Origin of the sequence: Paenilisteria riparia FSL S10-1204 (genome assembly GCF_000525995.1) — a bacterium.
GTDB classification, from domain to species: Bacteria; Bacillota; Bacilli; order Lactobacillales; family Listeriaceae; genus Listeria_A; species Listeria_A riparia.
Map to the genome: position 1 here is coordinate 27917 of NZ_AODL01000022.1, position 23460 is coordinate 51376.

Here is a 23460-nt window from a genome sequence, read left to right on the forward strand (position 1 = left end):
GGAGTTGACGTTTTTATTAGACAATGATTCGCTACTCATTTCGGTTTTTCCAGTGAAAGTGACGACGTATTATCCGTATTTTTTGGTAATTTTGAAGGCGGATCAGATTCCGTATCCCTATTCCCAGCTAGCTATTGAGCAGGCGAATACGATTATTTCATTTACGATTTATAAAAATCAGAAGTTGTCGGAGAGTAACCGGACGTTGCGCGGGAAGTTTTTTACGAAGTTGTTACAAAAAGGCGAGGATGACGCGGAATACACGCGGAACTTGCTAGACTATGGGAAAAGTTATGGATTGTTGCCTTCGGATTATTATCGTTGCTTAGTTGCTGGTATCGATGAGAGCTCGATGGCTTTAAAAAATGCGACATTGCAAGAGGAAGTTTATTCGTTGACGTATGAGTGGTTGGAACGAGAATTACATCGGAATTTCGAGAATGCATTAATATTTCCACATCCGACAGAAGAGAAATTTATTATTTTGCTGCAACAATATGAGACGGATTTGAAGGCAAAATTAGTAGCAATCCAGACAGCCCTTGATCGCCTGTTCCCGATTTCAATTTCTTTTGCCGCGGGTAATGAAGTGTACGAAACAGCTTCTATTCACTATTCGTATATGGAAGCTGTGGATACGTATCGGCAGAGTGAGAAGGACCATTATCATTCGTTTGTTCATTTCTATGAATCAAAAGGGATTATGGAATTGATGCAGTTTATTCCAGTGGAGCAGATTCAGCATTTCTGTTTGTTTACACTCAAGACACTGGCCTATCCGCAATCGGAGACACATCAAGAGTTACGGCGAACGTTGCAGGTGTATTTAAGTTGTCAATGCGAGATCACCGAGACGGCAAAGCAGTTGTATATTCATCGGAATACAGTGAAATACAGAATTGCAAAATGTGCGGCACTTCTTGACCACCCTATTACACATGCAGATTTTTCACTTAAATTACGGCTCGCGTTGCTACTGTCAGATAAAAAAGGGTGAGCTAAATACTAGTATAAAAAACCACGCTATTTTATCCTCGCGTGGTTTTTTTATAGTGTGGCTATTTTTAAAAAAGAATATCATGTGTCGAAAAAATGGTGTTAGTAGTAATATCTTTGCTATTTTATGGTTACTGCGTACCGGCTTCGACGACCTGATTGCTATGTAGTTAATTAATGACTTATTTTGTTGTGATTTTAGCTTTGTTGCATGATTTAGCACTGCTCTCAGGTACATGTTTGCGACATGTATTTTGTTTCCTTTCCAAATACTACGTTCTTCACAAAACTGTTTTACTCGCTCGTATAAAATATTATAAAAATTGAAATCGATTGTCTTGTTCGTTAGCGCATTAGGATTCTCACTTTTTATATAGATATAATAGCTATTTGAATCGATATAATTGGATTTGCTATGGGTAAAGAAGTCCATACAAAAATATTCGTCTTCACCAAATAACATTTCTTCTTTATATCGGATTTGATTTTCAGTAATTACTTTTGTTTTAAAAGCTTTCGCCCAGGCAGAAGTTAGTAAGTATTCGCAGTAAAGCTTTCCAAATAAAGCCCCTTCCTCTTCTGTAAATCGACATAAACCTGCTCGTTCTGCTTGAAATATTTTTTCCTGACCGGTATCTATATTCCTTCTTTTAAAACCACTGATAATGCAGTCTGGATTTTGCTTTATGATAATCTCATTCCACCCAGACAACATTTCTGGCTCTACGTAATCGTCGCTATCTAGGAAAATGGTATACTCTCCTTGTGCCAACGCCATGCCTTGATTCCGCGCTGCGCAAAGTCCCCCATTATCTTTGTGCACAGCGCGTATATTCGTATATTTTTCTGCATACATATCACAAATTTCTCCTGATTTATCTGTAGAACCATCATTTACAAGGATAATTTGGTAATTTTTGTATGTTTGCTCTAAGATACTCTTTAGTAAGCGATTAATAGTCTCCTCTGCATTATAAACTGGCACTACCAAAGTAAATCTAGTCATGATAAAAACCCCTTTTCTCCCTTTATTTTCTTGCGGTTACTAGACAGCAATGCTTGGACTTTCAACTAAAATACGGCTCAATTCTTTACTAACTCTTTCAAGCTCCACTTCTGTCAAATTCGAACCTGATGGCAAACAAAGTCCTGTCTTAAATAATTGTTCGCAAATAGCTGATTGTGTCGTATCATGCGGATAAAAAGTCGTGCCTTCAAAAACTGGTTGCAAATGAAGCGGCTTCCACAGTACGCGCGTTTCAATATTTGCTGCTTTCATTTCTTCCATCACATCGTACGGTGACATATTTAGTGCTTCCACATCTAGCGTTATCGTTGTGAGCCAGTGATTGGAAACAGTACCTGCTAATTCCGGCATCATTGTAATACCTTCTACGTTGCTTAAAGAACGTTCATAATAGCGATATATATTTTGTCTCGCCGCCACACGCTCATCTAAAACTTCCATCTGACCTCGACCAATCCCTGCTGAAACGTTGCTCATTCGGTAATTATAGCCAACTTGCTCGTGCTGATAATGTGGTGCTTCTTCTCGTGCTTGCGTAGCTAGAAAAACAGCTTTTTCAATCATGGCTGGATCCTTAGCTACAAGCGCGCCTCCGCCAGACGTTGTGATAATTTTATTGCCGTTGAATGAGTAGATACCAAAATCACCAAATGTTCCGGTTTGTTGGCCTTTATAGGTCGAGCCTAGAGATTCTGCGGCATCTTCAATGATTGGGACACCATATTGTTCACATACTGCTACGATTTCTTCCATTTTCGCGCTCTGACCGTAGAGGTGCACCACAATAACTGCTTTCGGTAGTTGTCCTCGCTCTTTTGCATCTTGTAAAGCGCGTCCCAATGCTTCTGGTGACATATTCCACGTCTCTGGTTCTGAATCGATGAACACCACGTCAGCACCCATATATTTAATCGGATTTGCGCTAGCAATGAAAGTAAACGAGGCGCAAAAAACGGTATCCCCAACACCGACCTCTAGTAATCGCAAAGCTAAATGAATGGCTGCAGTACCAGAACTTGTCACACAGACCGCATTTGCATTTGTGTATGCCTTTATTTGTTCTTCCATCGCTGTTACGTTTGCCCCCAGCGGCGCAATCCAATTCGTATCAAATGCTTCTTGTACGTATACTTGCTCCCGACCACTCATATGTGGTGTGGATAATAAAATCGGTGTTTGCATTGTTCTACCTCTTCCTTGTTTTTTATTTCGTCGTTCCCTGAAAAATTTCTACTGTCACATGATCTTCTTGGCTAATATCGGCTCCGCGAAATACTTTTCCAATTGTTTGGAGAATTATCTTACTATCTAACTTCAAAGATTGCTGCTCGACGTATTGTGCATCAAGTTCAAATTTTTCTTCCCAACTAATCGCGTTTCTCCCGTTTACTTGAGCTAGACCTGTCAGACCAGGTTTTACAGAAAGTCTTTTACGCTGACGCTGATTGTAGAGGCTATTATACGCAACTGGCAAAGGGCGAGGGCCCACTAAGCTCATATCTCCAACCAAAATATTCCATAACTGCGGTAACTCATCGATACTATACTTACGCAAAAATTGGCCGAACTTCGTGATTCGCATATAATCAGGTAAGGCTTCTCCATTCTCATCAAAAAGCTGACGCATCGATTTTAACTTATATATCTTAAAGCTACGCTCCTGTTTTCCCGCTCGTATGCTGACATAAAACGGTGTTTCGCGATATAAAATTAAAAACAGCATGGCACTAACAAAAATCGGAACCAAAGCAACTAATCCAATCGAAATCGCAAAAACAATATCTATTCCACGCTTCATCATCATTTCTTCCTTTCTATCATTTTTTCCAGTAAGTTGACCACACGTTCTGAAAGTAAAGTGACATCGTAACGTTTACTCAAGTTTTTACTTGCGACCTGCGCTTGATGGTAGCTCTGCTCATTTTCAGCCATATCTTGTAAAAACTCACAATAACCCGCTATATCGTGATACAAAAAACCACGACCTGCGCCACTTTCTTGCAAAACCTCATGTTGCCATCCTTGATAATTCAAAACAACTGGCAAACCTACTGCTAAAAAATCGAAAAATTTATTCGCACTGTTATCCCACAGAATGCGTTCATTTTTAACGCTCATAGCGCCTATATTACATTGTTTCATCACACTAAAAACGGATTCTTTTGCCATGCCATCAACTATTTTCACATTCTCTAATTGCATGGCTGTGACTTGTTCTTGTAATGCCGCTTTCTCCGAGCCTTCCCCAATAAGCAGAAAACCAATATGTTTATCTTTTTTCATATGAGAAGCTACTGTTAGAAGATGCTTTAATCCGTTGACTTCTCCCATTGTCCCAGGATGTATTACCACAAAACGATCTTGTATCCATTGTTGTAGCTCCTTATCCACACATGGTTGAACTTCGATTTTCGCCACCAAATCATTATTTGCTACATTTTCAACAACGGTTACCTTTTCAGCAGCTATACCTTTGGCAACAATCCTTTCTTTCATAGCTGAGGACAAAGCAATAATCTCACTTGCTTCGTTATAGATCATCTTTTCTACCTTTGTAAGCATTTGTATCAGTAACGGGTTCGTGATATATCCAAGTTGAACCGGAACATCCGGCCAAACATCCCGCACTTCAAAAACGAGTGGAATTCGCTTTATTTTGCTAAGTAGCAAGCCTATAAATCCAACTGTTAGTGGTGTCGATGTAGCATAAATGACATCCACTTGCCGACGTGTCAAGCCTCGCCAAAAACTTCCGAGCATAAAATGTCCAAACGCTAGGATTCTGCGTCCCTTACTCATTTTCTGGTTATACTTCGTTGCTGTGGATAGCACTTCAATTCCTTCTTCTGTTCGCTCACTTTTGCCAGTGCCCGTAATAAGCGTGACATCGTGTCCACGTTGCAAGAAATGTTTAGAAAATTCATAGGACCTCGTTGCTCCCGCTTTTTTTTGAAAATGTTGATGTAAATATAAAATTTTCAAACCTTATTTCTCCTCCAATATTACTTGGTATAGATGTAATAGTTGTTGTTCTTGTGTCGCCCAATTAAACCTTGCTTGATGATAAGCATAACCGCTCTTACCTAGCGTCTCTGCTCTTCAGGATGTTCTAACAAAAATTGAATGTGCTTTACGATTTCATGTGGGTTTTCAGCATTTGCTGTAATCCCACTCGATGTACTCGTCGCTAGTTTCTTATAAGCTTCAAAATCGGATAGAATATAGGGTAAGGAGAACGACATATATTCAAATATTTTAGTTGGTAAAGATCGTAAATAATTGTCCACTGGATGAAGCAACGCCAGGCCAATATGGGACTTTGCATAGTATGTCGTTAATTGGCTTAGATCCACTCTTCCGATGAGTTTCACTTCTTGTTCAAGTCTATGTTCCTTTTGAAAATTTATAGCGTAGGTTTCCAATCTTGCAGGAACTTGACCTATGATTAGTATTTGAAAAGTATAACCTGCCATTTTTAGCAACCTAGCCACATCTAGCATTTCTTTAAATCCGCGGATTTCGTGAATGGCACCTGCATAAATCAAGGTTGGTATTTCATATTTCGGGATGGACATTTGTTCTTGCAAAAACGGATAATTATAAATATCTACTTGTTTCGTCGTGACATCTTGATAATTTTCTTTATAGTAAGCTTCTGCAAAAACGACGGCGCTGACTTTTTGAAGCATTTTTTTCTCCATGTAAGCGATAAAGCGAAGAATCGGTTTAGCAAATATGTGCTTCGCTATTTTTTTTGATTGTAGTACTGCAGGAAAGTCTTCGTGCATGTCGAAAATAACCTGCTTTTTGTGGAGTTTTTGAAGGAAATAGCCAAGTGGCAGTAATTCGGGGTCGTGTAAATGAATGATGCTCGCCTGCGATTTTCGCGCAATGTGATACAACCTAAGCCATGTTTGAAATCGTTTCAGTTTGCTTGTTCTCGGCAATGTTTTCACAGTTAAATTCGGTATTTCGTTCTGATACTTCCGGTTACTCTCAATCGCATAAAGAGTCACCGCGTAGCCTGCATTTGCTAAACTAACGGCTTCTCGGTGAAAAATACGCGTGTCATTCCAGGGGTGAACGGAACTCATGATTATTACTTGTTTCATTGATTTGAAACTCCTTTGTTCTTCAATTTTCGGATGACGTTTCGTTGTGTCATGCCTACCAATAACCCATAAATCAGTATTCCGATAATCACTAATACTAAAAACGCGACATTTGATGTCAAGCTCCAGTGTATGCGCAGTAAGTAAAGAACGGTGCCCATCACACTTGCATTCAATAGCATCACAATATGTTGCTTTACTAATGTGCGCTTCGGATCTATTTTACCTATTCGCTTTTCTAGTAATCGATAGGCGACTAATCCCGACACAATATTCATTATGCTTGGAATCAGAAGCACGGCATAAATTCCAAAAATCGGTGTCAAACAAAGCAATAAGAGAATATTTACGCCAATCGTAATCACCGAAATTCGGGAAGGTGTGCGCGTGTCATCCAGACAAAAGTAGACGCGATACACGAAATCTCGCAAAACCAAGCCAGGTAACCCAATACTAATCATTACCATAAAAAACGTCACTTGCGTCGTATCCGCAGCCGTAAATGCACCACGTTGGAATAACAAAGCCGTTAGCAGATCACCAACAACCACCATCCCCACAAGAAGTGGAATTACGAGCATGTTCGCCACCGTCACATATTGGATGAAAAGTTGTTTTCCTGCTTCGATTTGCTTACTAAAAATACGAGACAATGTTGGATAAACTACCGTCAATATATTAACAATCACAAGCGCTTGAATAATGCTTACCATCTGGTTGGCATAACCTATCGTCGCCACGTAGCCAGAACCGAGAAAACCCGCCAACGTCATCGAAAAAATTAACGAAATTTGAAATACAATCGAGTTGAAAACAACCGGCCCTGTTTGACGCATCAATTGACGAAAGGCTAAGTTTTTCCATTGAAATTGGAACCTGAAAGAGAAGCCTTTATTTTTGATAGCAAGCAGGATACATTCCAGGAGGAAAGAAGCGGTTAGAAAAATACTGACACCAATAATGGATGGCTCAGAAGCTACAACAACGTATACACCGCTGAAAATCGTGCTACACAAAGTTGCTACTTTTGGCGTGATAAAATCATTATCTACTTGTCTAAATGCCGTTAAAATTGCGCTTAACACACGGAATATTTGCGCCACATTCAAAATCATAATAATCAAGAGCGTCCAACGCATCGTCTCAGATAATTGCATACCACTTTGCAAAAAGAACATGGTACTTCCTATCCCTACAACTACAAGTAGCGAAATACTGAGTAAAATCGTACTGATATAGGTATTGAGCGCCTCTTGCATTGATAATTCGCCCGTTCGTTTAGTTAGAAAAGGAATCAAAACAATGATGATAGCTGGTATTGCTAAGTTCGTAATCGAGACAGTATATGTGTTCGCTAAATTGTATGCGTCTATCTCTGTGCTAACCCCAAACTCTTTCGCAATAAAAATATTTTTAACCAAGCCAACAAATTGAATCGATATGGTGAGTAAAGTCATCCATAAGAAGGATGTTAACAGTCTATTAGAAATTATAATCCACCTACTTTATGTCATATTGAGCGTTGTAATTGTTCGTAATAAAAAGCCGTTGTGTTTTGCGCAATCTCTTGCCATGCAAAATTTCTCTGAACGGATTCTAAGGCCGCGTGTCCCATTTTCAGACGCATATTATCGTCTTCTAATATGGTCAAGACACCTGTAGCAATAGCTGTTTCCGATTTTGCTGGAATGAGCAGTCCTGTTTCATTTGGTGTAACAATTTCAGGAATCCCGCCAACTTTCGTACCAACAATAGCCTTTCCACACGCCATTGCCTCTAAACCAGCAATACTTGTAGCTTCCATTAAAGAAGGAAGAACAACGACATCTGCTGCATTAAAATAGTAAGGCATGTCTGGATTAGCAACACCTGTCACGATGGTCACCTTCTCTTTCCATCCATTCTTTTGGATGAAATCTCGAATCGTTTGTTCTTGACTCCCACTACCTACAATCAAAATTCGAATTCGAGCATCTTTTGCCAGCATTGTAGAAATAGCCTTTGTAAAATATAAGACGCCATTTTTTGCTTCTAGTCGCCTAGCAATCATTACGACTCTATCATTTTCTTGATATCCTAACTTCTCACGCATCTGCTCACGCTTCTTTATATCTGGATAAAACTTCGTCGTATCAACACCATTTGAAATCGTTAAAGCTCTTGTCTTCGGAAAAACCGTTGCAATTTTTGATGTTAACTCGGTGCTCGGTGCAATCACGCCATCCATATGACCTAATAAAAATCGTAATCTTGCAAATTTTTCATCTTTATACCAATGAAGGAAAGTGGATGAGTGGTTCGTAAATATTTTCACACCATCAAATGGTATTTTCGTAATCATCGAATCAGCAATTAATTTATGCCAATGAATCACTTGAAAATCTTCTTTTGCTAGTAGTTCTTTTATTTTTTTTTCGACCCTTGTACATGAATTGTAAGGCACGGATTTTGCGTTTCTCGCTGACTCTTACACGCACTACTCGTACTGTATCGACCATTTCTTCTTCTGGTAGTTCATGATGGGGATCGTATATCTTGGTTAGTAACACCACATTATGGCCCAACTGACTAATAGCTTTACTAATTTCTAGTACATGTGCCGCAATTCCTCCAACACGTGGATAAAAATCATCCGATACCATCAATATATTTAATTTTCTGAACGTCGTTGCTTCTATCATCTATTTCTCCACCCTCCATTCCTGGTAAGCGCTTCTTGTCGTGTCTTCATAGATTACTTTCTCAATCGTGCGTTCTTTTGGAATGGCAAAGTAAATCATACCTTCTAGCACTTCACCGCCTGAAATAATTTGACCTAACTCATCTTCCATCGCATAATTCCTATGGTATTTACCACTAGAATCCAATATGCGAAATGTACTGGAAGCAATCGGAATACCGTATTCTGTTGTGTTTTTCAATGTCACATCTAACTTCACCAATTTGTTGTTCCCAAGCTTATCACCAACCGGAATATCTTTATTGGCATCCGTTACTTCCCCTACTGTCATATCTAAGCTTGCTACATTTACCTTATTATCTTCTGGAAAAGATGCTTGGACTTGTTGTGGTTCTTTGATAACATCTGCTTCGTTCGTACATGCCGTTATACAAAATACCGCTAATAGTAGCAATGGTATCCATTTAAATCGTTTCATTTTTCGTCTCCATTCGTTTATCGTATTGATTAAGTACCGCTAAAATAATCCCAAAGCTAATCCAGATGTAACTTTTTTCAAGCGTCGTACTGGAAGCAAAAGTAATGAACGGGAAAGCGATACTGATTAGTAGCGGAATCAAATATTTTACTGCTTTTGCTTTATTTTTCAGCCAGTAATACCAGCTTTGATAGAAAAGATATAGCAGAAAAGACAGGAAAAAAAGTAGAGATAATAAACCATAATTCGCAAGCACTTCTAAAAGGAAATTGTGGACTGATACAGCGCCATCACTATTTTGCTCGTCCGCTGGGAAGTATTGGGCCAATTTAATTTGAACATTTCCTGAACCAACACCAAGAAAATAACTGTCTTTTGCAGTTTGCCATGTATATTTCGTAATATCGAGACGTAAATCTGTCGAATTCGTTTTATCTGTATACGTTTGATTGACTTGTCCAATCGTTTCTTGCATGCTTGGTAGTTGTAAAAAAAGTGGTACGCATAGAAGTACTAATACTGCCCATTTCCATGAATAGCGTAATAAAAGGAAGAAAAGTATAACTATAATCAGGATGAGCGCAATTCGTGATTGAGTCGCAATAATGATATAAACAGAGCCAATCGCTAACAATAATTTGTATAATTTCCCAATAATACTTTTACTTTTCATATAGACTAGTGTCATTGGCAAAAATAAAACCAAGAAAGATGCCAAGTCATTCGGGTTAAAGAAAGTACCACTCGGTAAAAATTGGGCATTACCAATGATATCTGTAAGGCCTGATTTCTTTAAATGTAATCCTGTATTGATTTCATATAACCCGATGCCGATATTGACTACAATAACAATACTAATTGCCTTGATGAGCCCTTCTATTTTCTTTTCAGTTTTCAGGTAATAAACTGCTGTGAATACCAAATATATTGCTTCCATAATAAAATACACATTTCGAAAAGCGACGCCTTGATACTCGGCCCAACTAATCGTTATAATCGCCGTAATCAACCACCCGACAAGCAGAAGCAGCATTACCCGTGTTCGTTTGCTCATCCATGACCAGTTACTCCAAGTAAGCAAAAATAAGATGACTTGAACAGGTAGCAGTACGCGATAGAGGAACAAACTTTCAAAGCCTGGAACTGAGAGAATAGACCCAAAAAAGGAGGCGATGATTAGCATGAACCATGTTAATTCTGCAAGTTGTTTCAGTGTAAAGAAACAGCTAAACACAAGAAGCCCAACGAGAAGAGGCACAATTATCAGTAGTGGATAGAAAAGACTAAGAACTAATGTGATAAGAAAACTGAGTACATAAGCGATTTTCAAAATAAGTGGTCTATCCAAGCTACATCCTCTCCCATCAATATTTGTAGCGATAGCCTTTTCGATCATTTTTGCTCACCGCAACACCATTTAAAATTCCGCCGATAACATTTGCATCTGCAATTTCCAGATAACGCATCGCTTGCTTGATTTCGTTTCGTTTGGTCTTTTTCGCAAATGCAACAAACAGGACACCGTCACACAAGGAACTCAAAATTCGGCTATCCGTAATTGGTAATAATGGCGGCGCATCAATAATCACATAATCAAACGATTGCTTCGCTGTCTCAATCAACTGTTTCATCTCCACCGAATCCACCCATTCACTCGGGTTCGGTGGCGCAATTCCTGTTGGCATTAGCTTCAAATTGGGATGATATGTGTCTTGGCAAACATCTTCAAGCGCTAAATCGCCCATCAAGTAATCAATCGTCCCTACATTTTCACTAACCTGCATATATTTGCGTAAAGATGGTCGATGAAAATCAGCATCAATTAGTAATGTCTTATTTCCTTTTTCCGCAAAAACTTCCGCAATATTTGCACTTGCAAAGCTTTTCCCCTCACTCATGTTTGCTGATGTAATCATGAAGTTTCGGATATTTTGTTTTTTTAGCATAAATTGAAGGTTAGTTTGGATGCTGTTAAATTTCTCTTTGTAAAAGGGAACCTCTTTATTTTGTTTAAAGTCATGGTATGTTTTCATCTGATATTGCGTCCTCCTTCCTTAATTAGCGGGATATCACCAACAAATTTCAATGATAGTTCGGTTAAATCTGATTCGTTTTCAACATGGTTTCGGAACAAGTAGATACTAGAAACCAAGATAAAATTAGCGATCATTCCCAGTACAAAAGCAATCAATGTATTTAATACAATACTTGGAGATGTTGGCTCCAATGGGAGATTCGCAGGTTCTAAAATAATCACTTTGTTATTATCTACTAATTTCGGCAAATCATCTTTATATGTTTCTGTAATTTTGTTAACAATTTCACGTGCGCGATTCGGGCTTGTATCTTCTACAGAGACTCTGAACACGAGTGAATCTTTATCTGATTGAATACTGATTTTCTTTGCTAATTCTTCATTCGTCTCACTTAGCTGTAATTCGTCTCGCACCGCTTCCAATGTACGCGAACTTTTCAAAATAGTGTTGAATGTGTTTGCCATCTGTATGTTGGTTTTTAATTGTTCGGAATAAACCGTAGTCTTCCCTTCTTCTGCCTCTACATTGGTTGTAATAAAAATTTGAGCAGAAGAGGTGTACACAGGCTGAATATAATATTTGCTAATACTAAAAGCTAACACCATTGCGGCAACTGGTAGCGCAATGAGCCACCAAATATTCGTTTTAATAATTTTTAGTACGACGCCCAGTTCCATTGTTTTCAGATTCATCTATCTTACTCGCTTTCTTTATACGCCACCGATTTTATATACATTGGCTTTTTTTTTCGTCCCAAACATTTCGTGTGTCGATAATGCAATCACATGATGTTAAAAGTGCATCATAGTCAATATTGGAATGTTTCGTCATGATAATCGCACAATCGTAATCAGCCATGTTCGCTACTGTCGATACCGGTTTTATCAATTGACCAGCTTCATCACGAAAACTCGTTACAAATGGATCTAAAACATCCAACTGAGCATCCGCTTGCTTTAATTGTTCATACACGTGTAGTGCCGGTGATTCACGAACATCATCAATATCATTTTTATAAGCCATACCAACTAGTAAAACCTTAGAGGCACTAAGCGATTTGCCATGTTTATTAAGCGCTTGACTGGCTAACTCAACGACGTGTTTTGGCATGGATGTATTGACCTGTTGCGCCAACTCGATGAATCGACTGAAGAAATTCTTCTCCTTGCCTTTCCAATAAAGATACATAGGATCAAGTGGGATACAGTGTCCACCTACACCTGGTCCTGGATAAAATGGCATAAATCCGAATGGTTTGGTTTTTGCCGCGTCGATAGCTTCCCAAAGATCAATCCCCAGTTCTTCACAAAGTAGCGACATTTCGTTAATAAAAGCGATGTTAATACTACGGAAAGTGTTTTCTAGTAATTTGGTCATCTCTGCAATTTCTGGTGTGGAGACTGGAACGATTGTATCAAAAGCATGTTCATAATACTGCTGTCCGAGCGCCAAACAGTTCTCTGTCATTCCACCAACTACTTTGGGTACTTGTTTTGGTTCGAATTGCTTATTTCCTGGATCAATACGTTCTGGTGAGAAGCAGATAAAGATATCTTCACCAATTATCCAACCATCCTTTTCAAACTCAGTTGCAATCAATTCGCGCGTTGTCCCAGGATAGGTCGTGCTCTCTAATACTAAAAGTGTTCCTTTTTGAAGAACTGGTTTCAGTCTTGTAACCGTATCTTGTATATAACTCATATCTGGTTCATGTGATTTGGTTAGTGGTGTTGGAACACAGATACTAATGACATTGGCATTTTGTAACATTGCATAATCAGTTGTTGGCAGGAATGTATTGTTTTCAATAACTTTTCGTACCGTTGCGGTTGGAATATCAATGATGTGGGACTTCCCGTCTGCTAGCTCCGCGATTTTTAGAGAATCAATGTCGACGCCAATCACCGAAAAACCTTCTGTTGCGAGTTCCATCGCTAAAGGAAGACCAACATATCCCATGCCAATAACACCTATTGTGGCCTGTTTTGCTTTGATTTTCTCTGATAATATAGCATAACTATTTTTGTTCATGGTTACTGTTTTCATCATATTTTTTCATAGCTCCAATCTGCTTCTATTAGTTCAAATAGCAGTTCTTTACGTCTTTTGTCTGTCATGTCCATATAACTACCTAGCAATACTTGAATATTCGTTAATTCTGATGGATGAGGATGTCCCTCTCCAACTAATATTTTTTCAAAAATCTGAGCATGTGACTTCTCATCGCTTTCAAATAGTTCTTCTTGTACTTTTTCACCTTGTCGAATTCCAATAAAAGTAATTTGTACGGCTTCACGGTCTTTTCCTGTCAAGTCAATGAGCTTATGAATCACATCCATAATCTTGATTGGCTCACCCATATCAAGGACGAAAATTTCTCCACCACGCGTAATCATACTCGCTTGAATCACGAGCTTACTTGCTTCTGGAATAGTCATAAAATAGCGTTCCATGTCTGGGTGTGTCAGCGTAACTGGCTCATCATTACAGATCTGCTCGTAAAAAAGTGGGACAACACTGCCACTACTACCGAGCACATTGCCAAATCGAACGACACAGAACAATGTTCTCGATGTCTGATTAAAAAGCTGAACTATTTTTTCTGCCATTCGTTTGGAAGCACCCATAACTGTCGTAGGTTTTACTGCCTTATCTGTTGAAATCATTACAAATTTCTCTACATCGTGTATTTGAGATATATGTGCCAAGTTCCAAGTACCTTTTGCGTTGTTCGCGATAGCTTCCGCAACGTTTTGTTCCATAAGCGGCACATGTTTGTGTGCTGCAGCATGGTACACAATATCGGGATTGTGCTCCAGAAAGATTTCTGCTAACCGCTGTTCATTTTGGATGTCGGCAATACAAGGTATAAGTTCCGTCTGCTCATTTAACTTTTGGAGTTCACGATGGATTTCATAAATACTCGCTTCTCCATGACCTAATAAAACTAATTTCTTAGGTTTACTTTTCATGAGTTGCCGTGTTATTTCAGATCCAATCGAACCACCTGCACCTGTAATTAATATCGTTTTATTTGATATTTCCGTCTCTATTTTTTGATAATCTAGTTCGAATTCTTCGCGTTCAATGATGTCTTGATAGGAGACAGCTCGCAAAGCTAGTGTTTCTTTTTTCGAATGAATGTCTTGCAATGCTGGTAGAACTTTTGTTTCCATTTTTAACTTTTGGCATGTTTCTAATATTTGTTTACGTTTGTAGCTTTTCAACGATGGTATGGCTAGAACAACACTTGTAATTGCCTCTTCTAGGATAATTCGTTCTAAATCAGCCAGTTTTCCGAGGAGTGGTACTGTTTGCAATTGGACTTTTGAGCTATCATCTAGTACTCCTATAATTTGATTTTTTTTTGTCGCTTGTAATGGTGTGGAGCACATATTGCGCAGCCTCACCACCACCTATTATTAGTGTTCGTTTCAACACGATTATATGGCACCTCTCCACTATCTTATTATTTTTAACTCGAGCCTTTACTTCTCTTCTGGTTTTACTTCCCATGTGAAAACATCTTTTGTGACGGGATACGTGTAAGTCACGTGATACGGGGCATTTTCTGTGGCAATAAAGTAGCTATAACCTGTAAGGCTTTGTTTCGGGGATATTTTCTCTATCATGTTTTCATAAGGGTATATTTTTAGTGATTGGCCTTTGCTATCTGTGACTTGAAGCTTCGTTGTATCAAATATCTGTTCCTCTGCTGATATGTTTTTTATGGTTACTTTTAAGCGGAGTACTTTTTCTACAGGATTGCTTTTTTTGATCGCGTTCGTCCGTATAGATTGCTTGATCTAGTTTTATCTCCCAAGCCTTTGCTTCAATGCTTTCTCGTAGCTGATAAAATTTTTTCTTTTTGTCTCGCTTTTGGAGCATCCTGCTAATACGAGTAAAATCGCTGAAAAAATAATCACTGTTTTCCAGGTTTTTTTCATCATTCATACCTCCTTAAATCTTTATACCGCAACGTTTTATTGACCGGCTATACTTATATATTACATCACTATTGCTATGCTCACCATTTTACTTTGTCGGTTTTTTCGACACTTAAAAAATAACAGAAAGGGAGGGAACCAAAAACCTTTGATTCCCATAACCTTTCATTAAAACTTATAGTTCAAAACTTGCTGACAACACACTATTCATGCGTTTATCGCTATTTTTTGCTGCTGCTTGAACATTTTTCGTACCTGGTGCTACATAACCACGGAAAGATAGGCTGCCATCTGGATTAGTAGTCATTTGTGCTGCTGAAATAGTACGTTTTGCAACGCCATCTTCATAAAGAACTACTGTTTCTGTTCCTTTTACTGCTGTACCAATGATATAGTTACCATCCATGCGAACTAGTGTTGGAGCGTCTAATTTCGCAACGGCTGAACCTGTTACTGTGATAGTAGAAACACGTAATGCATTGTAACCTGTAGCATCTCTGATTTCAATCTTCACTTCTGTTCCAACTGCTTGTTTACCAATAGATGATTGGAAAGTTCCATTAGCTGCTACAGTACCTGTTTTCACTGCTACTCCGTTAATGCTTACGCGGAAAGAAGTTGCTGATCCTGCTGTTACATAGCCTGTTATCATATCATCATCTGTTGTTAATGGGCTAAGTGTTGGTTTTTCATCGTTCACAATTTTAACTGTTACACGAGCTAGTTCGACTTTTGTTTTACTATAGCCCACGACTTGTACCACGGAACCTGCTTTGATAAGGCCGTTTGTAGCAATGCTATATGTTCCATTGCTGATTTGACCCACTTTTACAATAACGCCATCAATAGATAGACGGACATTGTCAATACCATTGCCTACTGTTCCTGTAATTGTTGATGTGGAGATACCTGCATCATTTGCTGTCAAAGCATTGGAAAGAATATTTTTTCCTTCTACTTTTGCTATTGCGGCTGTTCCTTCTTTACCATTTGCATCTACAGGACGTACTTCAAAAGTAACACCATCATTTAAGCCTAGGCCGTATGCGTCAAATTTGTAGTTACCTGAAGCATCTGGTGTCGCACGTTTCACGCGAACGCCATTTACATAAAGGGATACAGTTGCTGTTCCAGCACTTACTTTACCTGTGACAAAGCTATCTAAATACTCATATTTATTAATCGTCGGTGCGTCTAAAACTGCATTTCGATTATTTAATTGTTTTTGTGCTTCATCTAAATCTTTTTGTAATGCTGCTTTTTTCGTTGTGTCTGTTACGGCATCGATTGCTTTTTGTGCGTTATCAATTGCTGCTTGATCGGTTGTATTTTTGATTGTGCCTGTTACGTCACTGTTGTTGAATAAGTCTTTCACAGCTTTTTCTGCTGCTTCTTGGCGTGCTTTTTCTGCTTCTGTTGCTGCATTTTTTGCGTCCAATTGTTTTTGTGCTTTCATCTAGGCCTTTTTGCAATTTCTGCTTTTTTCGTTGTATCTGTTACGGCATCGATTGCTTTTTGTGCATTATCAATTGCTTCTTGGTCAGTTGCATCTTTGATTGTGCCTGTTACGTCACCATTATTGAACAAATCTTTCACAGCATTTTCTGCTGCTTCTTGGCGTGCTTTTTCTGCTTCTGTTGCTGCATTTTTTGCGTCCAATTGTTTTTGTGCTTCATCTAGGCCTTTTTGTAATTCTGCTTTTTTCGTTGCATCTGTTACGGCATCGATTGCTTTTTGTGCGTTATCAATTGCTTCTTGGTCAGTTGCATCTTTGATTGTGCCTGTTACGTCACTGTTGTTGAATAAGTCTTTCACAGCATTTTCTGCTGCTTCTTGGCGTGCTTTTTCTGCTTCTGTTGCTGCATTTTTTGCGTCCAATTGTTTTTGTGCTTCATCTAGGCCTTTTTGTAATTCTGCTTTTTTTCGTTGCATCTGTTACGGCATCGATTGCTTTTTGTGCATTATCAATTGCTTCTTGGTTAGTTGTATCTTTGATTGTGCCTGTTACGTCACTGTTATTGAACAAATCTTTCACAGCATTTTCTGCTGCTGCTTGGCGGTTGTGCTCAGCAACATTAACAGAGTAAGAACCGTAAGCGATTTTCTTGATATATGCATTATTAAAAGTGCTTGCGAAAGTAGGGCTATCTGTAACCATTCCGGCTACTAATCCGCTATTATCTATCTTGAATTCAGCTTTTGAAAAGGCATATGCGTTTGTTGGAGCTCCTTTTGGATCACTTGATATGTTCCAAACAGATATCCCTTGCGTTGGTTGTAATGAAACTGGCGTTCCTGAATCTCCAATAATCGCTTTATTTGTGGCTTCAATAACGAAATTCGCCTTAGGTGCTGCAGTAAAGCCTATTGATTGTGAAAAGTCAGCAGCTACGCCTCCTCCAGTCTTGATAGAAAGGTTCGCATTGTCTGCAATTTCTAGTCCACCAGTAAAGGCTACACCTGATTTCGATGTAAATTCACTAGTACTTGTTTCGTCCAAAAAGACTTTACCCCCATTACTAGCGTAAGCGGCACTGCCTCCGTTAGCATATAAACTACCCCAGTTAAAGACCATCGCTTTTGAGGTATTATTGATTGCGTTAGAGGCTATTCCCCCTTGTAAGGTAACAGTTGCCTTGTCATTAATCATTAAATGAGATGGCAATTTACCTACAGTATCAGGAGTTATATTTAAAGCTGACGCAGAGCTATAGATAGTAACAATCGCGCTCTGATCAATATTCACCCTAGCAGCTTGGATAGCATCTTTTGCACTGCTTGATACATAAATATTTCCACTCAAATTAAGGGTCCCATTAGGCACATTAAATGCTGCCTGGGTGTTCGCTCCTGTAAAGCTGACATTGTGAAACGAGTTGATTGTGTTATCAGTTCCTCCGAAGAAGCCACCCCAAGCGCCTCCATTTTCAACAGTCATATCGTACAATTCGTTTACGCTGTCCCAATCACCATAAATATTGCCACCATTGAAGTTAATTTTATGGTTATTTCCGTATATACTTTTGCTACCTTTTTGATTGATAGTTCCTGACCAATTAATATCTGCCGTAAAAATGATATCTTTTACAGACGAATTTATCATTGCCGCTTTTAATTCTGCTGCGGTCTTTACATATACAGGTGCCAATGAGCGACCTTGAATTGCTTGTGTTCCGCCAGCAGGAGCCTCTGCCGCAAATGCTGCGATGCTTGCCATACCTGGTTGGCTTGCTAGTAAAAGTGTTGCTAGTGTAATTGTTAATGGTTTTTTTAATACGTTTTTCATGTTATTTAGTTCCTCCTAATTTTTAAATCCTTTTCCTATTTCAGCAAGTTTTAAATGGGACTTACATGCTAATCGCCTCCTTAAAATAGAGTATTACTCCGAATATTCTATCTTTATATATCATAAATCTGCTTTGGATGTTAATTTATTGCTATAAACCTTTATTTGGCGTTTTTTATCGATTGAAATCCATCCCAAATATCTAAGCTTCTTTAAAATATCACTCAACTTTGTTCTACTTATACCTAAATATGCAGCCAACAGCTTTCGTGTAAAAGCTATTGGAATTACGAAATAATCACCATTTTTCTCGCCAAACTTAGTTCCTATATATTGAAGTGTTACAAGGGTGCGTTCTTCTGCGCTTTCTTCATTCAGCATAATTCGATTTGTGTAAATATGGTAACAATCTATCATGCTGTTGTAATGAAATAAATAGCCATCTTGCGTGCTCATAATTTTTGCTATTACTTCATTTTTTTCAAATCGCCAGACCACTAAGTCCACCAAAGGGGTCAGATGAAATGCATTTCTGTTCATAGGAGTACTATCCACTAATCCCGCAAATTCATCCGCTCCTCGAAAGTCAATAATCTGTTCTTCAATATGGATGCAAGCTATTCCTTCACGAATATAGTAAACATAATCTACACCATCTTCTTGAAATATCATCTTCTCATTTTTCTTAACAGCCATTAATTGAGCTTGTATTCCTAAAAAATCATTATTCATTAGTAATGAAAATAATTTCTCGGCGCGAAATTCCCGTTTGATAGTTTCTTGTGAATACAATTCTTTTAAACTCATGTCCCTCACCCCCTTGATTTCATTATCGCATCTTTCCATTATCGAATTATTCTCTTATTGGTCGTCTCTTTACAGAAATTATGACTTTTTTTTCGAATTTTGTTAAGCGACTCGCATTAAATATGCATTACTTATCGCGTTATACTTTTTTAACAGTCGTTGAAACGTGCGTATAGGTGTGTGGGTCATATCCAAAACCACGTGTAGAGAATCTGAATGGATTGGCATTTTGGATGAATCTGATTCTGATATAATTACCAACTTATAAGATTCGCTTCGATTGGATACTTATATAAATTGTTGCTGGTTTGATTGTTACGTTCTTTGTTCTCTCTTTTGCTACTTTCACTGAAACCATTTAATAGGGTAACTAAGTTTTCCCCAAAATAGCTATTAGTGCACAAGTCAACATAATTCTTTTCATATTTATTATTCAGAAATATCAGCCTTTATTTTATAATAAAAAGATTTTTCTTTTTTGTATTCACTTATGAATAGTAATCTGCCGACGCTCATTCAGAGAAATTCTACCTTCTTTTTTTAATTTGGACAATATATCGCTCAGTTTAGTTCGACTGATTCCTAAGTAATCGGCTACCAGTGTTCTAGTAAAAGTCCTAGGAATCACATACCTATTTAAGCTCTGGATGTAACGTCCAAATTTCTCTCCAATGTCATGTAATGCTATTAAAGTGCGCTGTTCATCTGTCTCTTCATGTAACATTATTCTATTAGTATAGCTTTGGTATCGTTCTTGCATACAATTATAATAATATAGATAGCCATCTTGTAAACTCATGATTTTGGCCATTACATCACTTTTTTTAAATCTCCATACAGTGAGTTCTGTCAGCGGGTTCAAATAAAATTCGGATTCTTTCACTGAACTATTGTCTACCAATCCAACAAATTCTCCTTGTCCACAAAAATCCATAATTTGATCACCGATGCTTGTAAAGGCAATACCTTGACTGATGTAATAGACATAGTCAACTTTCCCACTTCTCAATGTTATGTTGTCATTTTTTTTTTAATACTATCTCCTGCTTCTTCACCTCAAAAAAATCATTGTTTAAAAGTAATGAATATAATTTTTCTTTGTTAAATTCGGTCTCAATAATTTCTCGCGAATATAGATCATTTAAAACCATATTATCACCTTCCTGAATGTTAGTATCTCATCCTTTCGATTAAGGATAATTCACAATCTGAACAGCTTCATCTCAATATTATGTCTTTTCTTTGAATTTTATTAAATACCTTACTTTTCAAGTGCTCATCACCTGTCGTTTTGGGTATACTTAGATTATACAGAGATGCTTATTATCTCGCTATTTTATTTTGTCGATTTTTCCGACACAAAAAAATTGAGTGATTGGAGTAGGATGCAATGAACAATTTTAGTCTAAGCATTATAGCTGATAAAAAAATACGGCGTCAAATCCATTTGGTTGAAAAAATTATGCAGTCTCCTTATCCTATTTCTCTGGATGAAATAGCTACTGAGTTTGATATATCTGTCCGCACGCTTGAACGGGATATAACGGAAATAAGTGCTGTCGATAAACATTTCATTGTCCAGCACAAAGCGGTCGGATATGAGATTGAAAATACCGCATTAATTGATGAACTCCTACTTGATATATCAGAACAGTCGCCCCTTTTTGTAATTATCCAGAATATTTATGAAGAGATTTATTTAACTATAGATGAGTGGGCGGACGATTTATTTTTGTCGTCATCTGCTTTATATCGCTATCTTTCCAGTTTTAAAAACATTCTACGAGACTTTAATCTAACGCTGTCTCTTACCCCTGTTAAAATTGAAGGCGCAGAAGTAGACATTCGCTATTTTTATTTCTACTTTTTCTATAGTACGAATGATATCTCTCCAAAGTACCGTCCTGGGCAAGAATTATTTGATATTTTAAAAAAAAAATTATGACTTCTTTATAGAAAATACGGATATCGAAGGTTCTATACAGCATCGAAGCATTCTTTACTGGATTATGGTTGTAAACAAACGGATAGAGCAAGAACATTATATTAAAATTCCTGATGAAGTAAAAACAAAACAAGCCCAATCCTTAACGTTTAAATATATTGATAAGCTTGCACATGAAATATTAGTAGCTGCTCCTAAATCCGCTATACCGGTTGATGAGGTCATGTTTTTAGATATGTTAATTCTTGATAACTATATGTATAAAGAAGGTATTGCTGGCCCGATTGAAAAGCATCTGTACCCATTTTTAACGAAAGATTTAAATCAGTTTGTAAGTGACTTTTTCGCCCAAGAAAACCTTCCAAAACCTAATGATGCAACACGCTACCTTTTTATTTTTTACATTCGGAATATCCTATTGTTAACGCAACTAACGCCTCTTTTTCAAAAGAACTTTTTTGAAGTAAATCAGTTTGTGAAGTCCACGCATTATCAAATTTTTAGAAAATGGATGGATGCTGTTTCGTCTAGTGAGATTGCTGATTTTAAAAAAATTGAAATACGTGGAAGATATATGCGTAAACTTAACGATGTTTACATTGTATGCTAAGAACAAAGATGTGGATAGCATGCCCCATATTCTATTTTCATTTGATGGGAAAACGGCTTATTTGAACTACTTGCATATGTTTATGGAGAATTTTATGGGTGGTAATACAAAAGTGACATTTAGCTATAATAAACATATTACGAATGAACTCGCCAATGAGCTTGGCGTGGACTTAATTGTTAAAAATTACAAAGAGACTTCTGAACAATTTGATTGCCAAACATACAAGACTTCACGGCATCCTACGACAAAAGATTGGGATACTATTTACCACATAATCTTAGCAATGCAATCTACCTGAATATAGAAACAAAGCCAAAGCTACGCGTCCAGATGAAACGACGTGTAACTTTGGCTTTTTCGAGATTTTTATGAACTATGTTTGCTGAATGCGTATGATAATACAGTGCGCTTTTAATCCTTCTAAAACTGTTGGAACTGATCGACTGGCATTACAAACACAGTCGCACCGCCAACTTGGACTTCAATCGGGTACGGCACATATGTGTCTACCGTTACGCCAAGCGATGCTGCTGGGCTCATGATTTGTTCGCGTGCTTTGCAGTTGTTTTTAATAATTTCAAGCGTGGCTTCGACCTGCTCGTCTTCCACACCTATAATAAAAGTTGTGTTTCCTGCTTTTAGAAAGCCACCTGTTGATGCTAATTTAGTGGCACGGAAATTAGCATCCGTTAACGCATCGGATAGGCGGTTGCTGTCTTGGTCTTGAACAATCGCAAAAATAAGTTTCATCATTTTCCATCCCCTTACAATGTTTTTCTTTATTATATCAGAAATTAGGCGAAAGCTTTACTAATAAAACCTCGTGGCAGATGAGGCGCATCTTGGTATGTAACAACTGATGTTAGCCCAGTCTTGCTTGGATTCGTTCGAAAATATCTGTGACGATTTCTTCAATAGTTCTTGTCGCATCAATGATTTCAATCCGTTCTGGAAACATGTCGCGCACAGTTTCATAGCCTATTTGTACTTTATTATGAAATGTCACATCTTCCATGTCGAGACGATTGACTTCGCGGCCTTTATTCGCAGCAATTCTTGCTAAGCCAATGTCTGCTGGGACATCTAAATAATATGTTACATCTGGCATTGTTGCTTCCACAGCAAATTGATTGATTTTCAAAACTTCGTCAATTCCAATATTGCGCCCAACGCCTTGATAAGCAAGTGAACTATCGATAAAGCGATCACATAGCACTAGTTTTCCTTCGGCGAGAGCTGGACGAATAAGTTCCACCACGTGTTGACGCCTCGCTCCTGCAATCAAGAGAGCTTCGGTTTTCGCGTCCATTCTGCTGTCGAGATCGTTTAGAAAAATTTCTCGCACAACATCTGAAATCTTGCTTCCTCCGGGTTCTCTCGTTTTTACAAATTGGATTCCTGCTTCTTCTAAACGCTCGGCTAAACGTGTGCCGACCGTTGTTTTTCCTGATCCGTCTGGACCTTCTAACGTGATAAAAATACCGTTCATCTTTGTTACCATCCTTATTCATTTTCTTAGTTCTAAGCATACCA

General features: G+C 38.1%; 26 protein-coding genes. 4 read left to right on the forward strand and 22 right to left on the reverse strand.

The genetic code is table 11. The features are described 5' to 3' along the window. The first annotated feature begins 4 nt into the window (after positions 1–4). Positions 5–997 carry a PucR family transcriptional regulator gene (locus PRIP_RS17435; RefSeq protein ID WP_206538202.1) on the forward strand — a complete coding sequence of 331 codons (993 nt, stop codon included), beginning with the start codon at positions 5–7 and terminating at the stop codon, positions 995–997. Here the strand turns inward: PRIP_RS17435 and PRIP_RS11535 are convergent. From PRIP_RS11535 to PRIP_RS11630, 20 genes are all read right to left on the reverse strand, one after another. Continuing rightward, entirely contained in the window at positions 980–2002 is a 1023-nt protein-coding gene (locus PRIP_RS11535) for a glycosyltransferase family 2 protein (RefSeq protein ID WP_036101296.1), read from the reverse strand. The genes PRIP_RS17435 and PRIP_RS11535 overlap by 18 nt on opposite strands. Before the next feature lie 39 nt (positions 2003–2041). After that, the gene (locus PRIP_RS11540; protein ID WP_036101297.1) at positions 2042–3205 is read right to left on the reverse strand and encodes a DegT/DnrJ/EryC1/StrS family aminotransferase; all 1164 of its coding nucleotides are present in this window, start codon (positions 3203–3205) and stop codon (positions 2042–2044) included. 22 nt (positions 3206–3227) lie between these two features. Then, the gene (locus PRIP_RS11545) at positions 3228–3821 is read right to left on the reverse strand and encodes a sugar transferase (protein WP_277620095.1); all 594 of its coding nucleotides are present in this window, start codon (positions 3819–3821) and stop codon (positions 3228–3230) included. Positions 3822–3823: 2 nt separating this feature from the next. Next, positions 3824–5005 (reverse strand): glycosyltransferase family 4 protein, encoded by a 1182-nt coding sequence (locus PRIP_RS11550; RefSeq protein WP_036101299.1) that lies wholly within the window; start codon positions 5003–5005, stop codon positions 3824–3826. Between the two features lie 101 nt (positions 5006–5106). Then, positions 5107–6135 (reverse strand): glycosyltransferase, encoded by a 1029-nt coding sequence (locus tag PRIP_RS11555; RefSeq protein ID WP_052008883.1) that lies wholly within the window; start codon positions 6133–6135, stop codon positions 5107–5109. Next, the gene (murJ, locus tag PRIP_RS11560) at positions 6132–7592 is read right to left on the reverse strand and encodes a murein biosynthesis integral membrane protein MurJ (RefSeq protein WP_077912991.1); all 1461 of its coding nucleotides are present in this window, start codon (positions 7590–7592) and stop codon (positions 6132–6134) included. Before murJ ends, PRIP_RS11555 begins: the two co-directional genes overlap by 4 nt. Before the next feature lie 53 nt (positions 7593–7645). Beyond that, positions 7646–8509 carry a glycosyltransferase family 4 protein gene (locus PRIP_RS11565; protein WP_036101301.1) on the reverse strand — a complete coding sequence of 288 codons (864 nt, stop codon included), beginning with the start codon at positions 8507–8509 and terminating at the stop codon, positions 7646–7648. After that, positions 8493–8816, reverse strand: coding sequence for a glycogen/starch synthase (locus PRIP_RS17010; RefSeq protein ID WP_036101302.1), 324 nt, complete (start codon positions 8814–8816; stop codon positions 8493–8495). Before PRIP_RS17010 ends, PRIP_RS11565 begins: the two co-directional genes overlap by 17 nt. After that, positions 8817–9293 (reverse strand): DUF4352 domain-containing protein, encoded by a 477-nt coding sequence (locus PRIP_RS11575; protein ID WP_036101303.1) that lies wholly within the window; start codon positions 9291–9293, stop codon positions 8817–8819. Continuing rightward, on the reverse strand, positions 9280–10641 hold the full coding sequence (locus tag PRIP_RS11580; protein ID WP_159101539.1) for an O-antigen ligase family protein: 1362 nt from the start codon (positions 10639–10641) through the stop codon (positions 9280–9282). The genes PRIP_RS11575 and PRIP_RS11580 overlap by 14 nt, the downstream gene beginning before the upstream one ends. 16 nt (positions 10642–10657) lie before the next feature. Further along, on the reverse strand, positions 10658–11326 hold the full coding sequence (locus tag PRIP_RS11585) for a CpsD/CapB family tyrosine-protein kinase (protein WP_036101305.1): 669 nt from the start codon (positions 11324–11326) through the stop codon (positions 10658–10660). Then, on the reverse strand, positions 11323–12021 hold the full coding sequence (locus tag PRIP_RS11590; RefSeq protein ID WP_036101306.1) for a YveK family protein: 699 nt from the start codon (positions 12019–12021) through the stop codon (positions 11323–11325). Before PRIP_RS11590 ends, PRIP_RS11585 begins: the two co-directional genes overlap by 4 nt. A 34-nt stretch (positions 12022–12055) precedes the next feature. Further along, the gene (locus tag PRIP_RS11595; protein WP_241434161.1) at positions 12056–13378 is read right to left on the reverse strand and encodes a nucleotide sugar dehydrogenase; all 1323 of its coding nucleotides are present in this window, start codon (positions 13376–13378) and stop codon (positions 12056–12058) included. After that, positions 13375–14724, reverse strand: a complete 1350-nt coding sequence (locus PRIP_RS11600) for a polysaccharide biosynthesis protein (protein WP_052008885.1) — start codon at positions 14722–14724, stop codon at positions 13375–13377. Before PRIP_RS11600 ends, PRIP_RS11595 begins: the two co-directional genes overlap by 4 nt. Before the next feature lie 301 nt (positions 14725–15025). After that, complete coding sequence (locus tag PRIP_RS11605) at positions 15026–15283, reverse strand: hypothetical protein (protein ID WP_036101307.1); 258 nt, start codon at positions 15281–15283, stop codon at positions 15026–15028. 168 nt (positions 15284–15451) lie between these two features. Next, positions 15452–16732 carry an immunoglobulin-like domain-containing protein gene (locus tag PRIP_RS11610; protein WP_036101308.1) on the reverse strand — a complete coding sequence of 427 codons (1281 nt, stop codon included), beginning with the start codon at positions 16730–16732 and terminating at the stop codon, positions 15452–15454. After that, the gene (locus PRIP_RS11615) at positions 16729–17208 is read right to left on the reverse strand and encodes a toxin Cry1Ac domain D-VI-related protein (protein WP_036101309.1); all 480 of its coding nucleotides are present in this window, start codon (positions 17206–17208) and stop codon (positions 16729–16731) included. The genes PRIP_RS11610 and PRIP_RS11615 overlap by 4 nt, the downstream gene beginning before the upstream one ends. After that, on the reverse strand, positions 17168–18562 hold the full coding sequence (locus PRIP_RS11620; RefSeq protein WP_036101310.1) for a pectate lyase-like adhesive domain-containing protein: 1395 nt from the start codon (positions 18560–18562) through the stop codon (positions 17168–17170). The genes PRIP_RS11615 and PRIP_RS11620 overlap by 41 nt, the downstream gene beginning before the upstream one ends. 120 nt (positions 18563–18682) lie before the next feature. Beyond that, positions 18683–19369, reverse strand: coding sequence for a Crp/Fnr family transcriptional regulator (locus PRIP_RS11625; RefSeq protein ID WP_036101311.1), 687 nt, complete (start codon positions 19367–19369; stop codon positions 18683–18685). A 484-nt stretch (positions 19370–19853) separates the two neighbouring features. Further along, entirely contained in the window at positions 19854–20378 is a 525-nt protein-coding gene (locus PRIP_RS11630; RefSeq protein ID WP_036101312.1) for a Crp/Fnr family transcriptional regulator, read from the reverse strand. Between the two features lie 381 nt (positions 20379–20759). On the opposite strand from PRIP_RS11630, the gene PRIP_RS11635 reads away from it, so the two are divergent. From PRIP_RS11635 to PRIP_RS11645, 3 genes are all read left to right on the forward strand, one after another. Further along, entirely contained in the window at positions 20760–21314 is a 555-nt protein-coding gene (locus tag PRIP_RS11635; RefSeq protein WP_036101313.1) for an AcpB/EbpR/MafR family transcriptional regulator, read from the forward strand. Between the two features lie 64 nt (positions 21315–21378). Further along, a complete protein-coding gene (locus PRIP_RS11640; RefSeq protein WP_036101314.1) occupies positions 21379–21924 on the forward strand; it encodes a hypothetical protein in 546 nt (181 codons plus the stop codon). Positions 21925–21943: 19 nt separating this feature from the next. After that, complete coding sequence (locus PRIP_RS11645; protein ID WP_149023816.1) at positions 21944–22225, forward strand: hypothetical protein; 282 nt, start codon at positions 21944–21946, stop codon at positions 22223–22225. A 122-nt stretch (positions 22226–22347) separates the two neighbouring features. Here PRIP_RS11645 and PRIP_RS11650 read toward each other — a convergent pair whose 3' ends face one another. Then, the gene (locus tag PRIP_RS11650; RefSeq protein ID WP_036101339.1) at positions 22348–22677 is read right to left on the reverse strand and encodes a cyclic-di-AMP receptor; all 330 of its coding nucleotides are present in this window, start codon (positions 22675–22677) and stop codon (positions 22348–22350) included. Positions 22678–22789: 112 nt separating this feature from the next. Next, entirely contained in the window at positions 22790–23416 is a 627-nt protein-coding gene (gene tmk, locus PRIP_RS11655; protein ID WP_036101316.1) for a dTMP kinase, read from the reverse strand. Positions 23417–23460 lie beyond the last annotated feature (44 nt).

Excerpts from the sequence above, each read along its gene's own strand:
- PRIP_RS11595 (WP_241434161.1), bottom strand. The coding sequence starts at position 13,378 with ATGATGAAAACAGTAACCATGAACAAAAATAGTTATGCTATATTATCA.
- PRIP_RS11545 (WP_277620095.1), bottom strand. The coding sequence starts at position 3,821 with ATGAAGCGTGGAATAGATATTGTTTTTGCGATTTCGATTGGATTAGTT.
- PRIP_RS11540 (WP_036101297.1), bottom strand. The coding sequence starts at position 3,205 with ATGCAAACACCGATTTTATTATCCACACCACATATGAGTGGTCGGGAG.
- PRIP_RS11590 (WP_036101306.1), bottom strand. The coding sequence starts at position 12,021 with ATGAATCTGAAAACAATGGAACTGGGCGTCGTACTAAAAATTATTAAA.
- PRIP_RS11645 (WP_149023816.1), top strand. The coding sequence starts at position 21,944 with ATGCCCCATATTCTATTTTCATTTGATGGGAAAACGGCTTATTTGAAC.
- PRIP_RS11600 (WP_052008885.1), bottom strand. The coding sequence starts at position 14,724 with ATGTGCTCCACACCATTACAAGCGACAAAAAAAAATCAAATTATAGGA.
- PRIP_RS11535 (WP_036101296.1), bottom strand. The coding sequence starts at position 2,002 with ATGACTAGATTTACTTTGGTAGTGCCAGTTTATAATGCAGAGGAGACT.
- PRIP_RS17010 (WP_036101302.1), bottom strand. The coding sequence starts at position 8,816 with ATGATAGAAGCAACGACGTTCAGAAAATTAAATATATTGATGGTATCG.
- PRIP_RS11635 (WP_036101313.1), top strand. The coding sequence starts at position 20,760 with ATGAACAATTTTAGTCTAAGCATTATAGCTGATAAAAAAATACGGCGT.
- PRIP_RS11620 (WP_036101310.1), bottom strand. The coding sequence starts at position 18,562 with ATGAAAAACGTATTAAAAAAACCATTAACAATTACACTAGCAACACTT.
- PRIP_RS11625 (WP_036101311.1), bottom strand. The coding sequence starts at position 19,369 with ATGAGTTTAAAAGAATTGTATTCACAAGAAACTATCAAACGGGAATTT.
- tmk (WP_036101316.1), bottom strand. The coding sequence starts at position 23,416 with ATGAACGGTATTTTTATCACGTTAGAAGGTCCAGACGGATCAGGAAAA.
- PRIP_RS11640 (WP_036101314.1), top strand. The coding sequence starts at position 21,379 with ATGGTTGTAAACAAACGGATAGAGCAAGAACATTATATTAAAATTCCT.
- PRIP_RS11605 (WP_036101307.1), bottom strand. The coding sequence starts at position 15,283 with ATGAATGATGAAAAAAACCTGGAAAACAGTGATTATTTTTTCAGCGAT.
- PRIP_RS11555 (WP_052008883.1), bottom strand. The coding sequence starts at position 6,135 with ATGAAACAAGTAATAATCATGAGTTCCGTTCACCCCTGGAATGACACG.
- PRIP_RS11615 (WP_036101309.1), bottom strand. The coding sequence starts at position 17,208 with ATGCAACGAAAAAAAGCAGAATTACAAAAAGGCCTAGATGAAGCACAA.
- PRIP_RS11575 (WP_036101303.1), bottom strand. The coding sequence starts at position 9,293 with ATGAAACGATTTAAATGGATACCATTGCTACTATTAGCGGTATTTTGT.
- PRIP_RS11650 (WP_036101339.1), bottom strand. The coding sequence starts at position 22,677 with ATGAAACTTATTTTTGCGATTGTTCAAGACCAAGACAGCAACCGCCTA.
- PRIP_RS11585 (WP_036101305.1), bottom strand. The coding sequence starts at position 11,326 with ATGAAAACATACCATGACTTTAAACAAAATAAAGAGGTTCCCTTTTAC.
- murJ (WP_077912991.1), bottom strand. The coding sequence starts at position 7,592 with ATGACTTTACTCACCATATCGATTCAATTTGTTGGCTTGGTTAAAAAT.
- PRIP_RS11610 (WP_036101308.1), bottom strand. The coding sequence starts at position 16,732 with ATGAAAGCACAAAAACAATTGGACGCAAAAAATGCAGCAACAGAAGCA.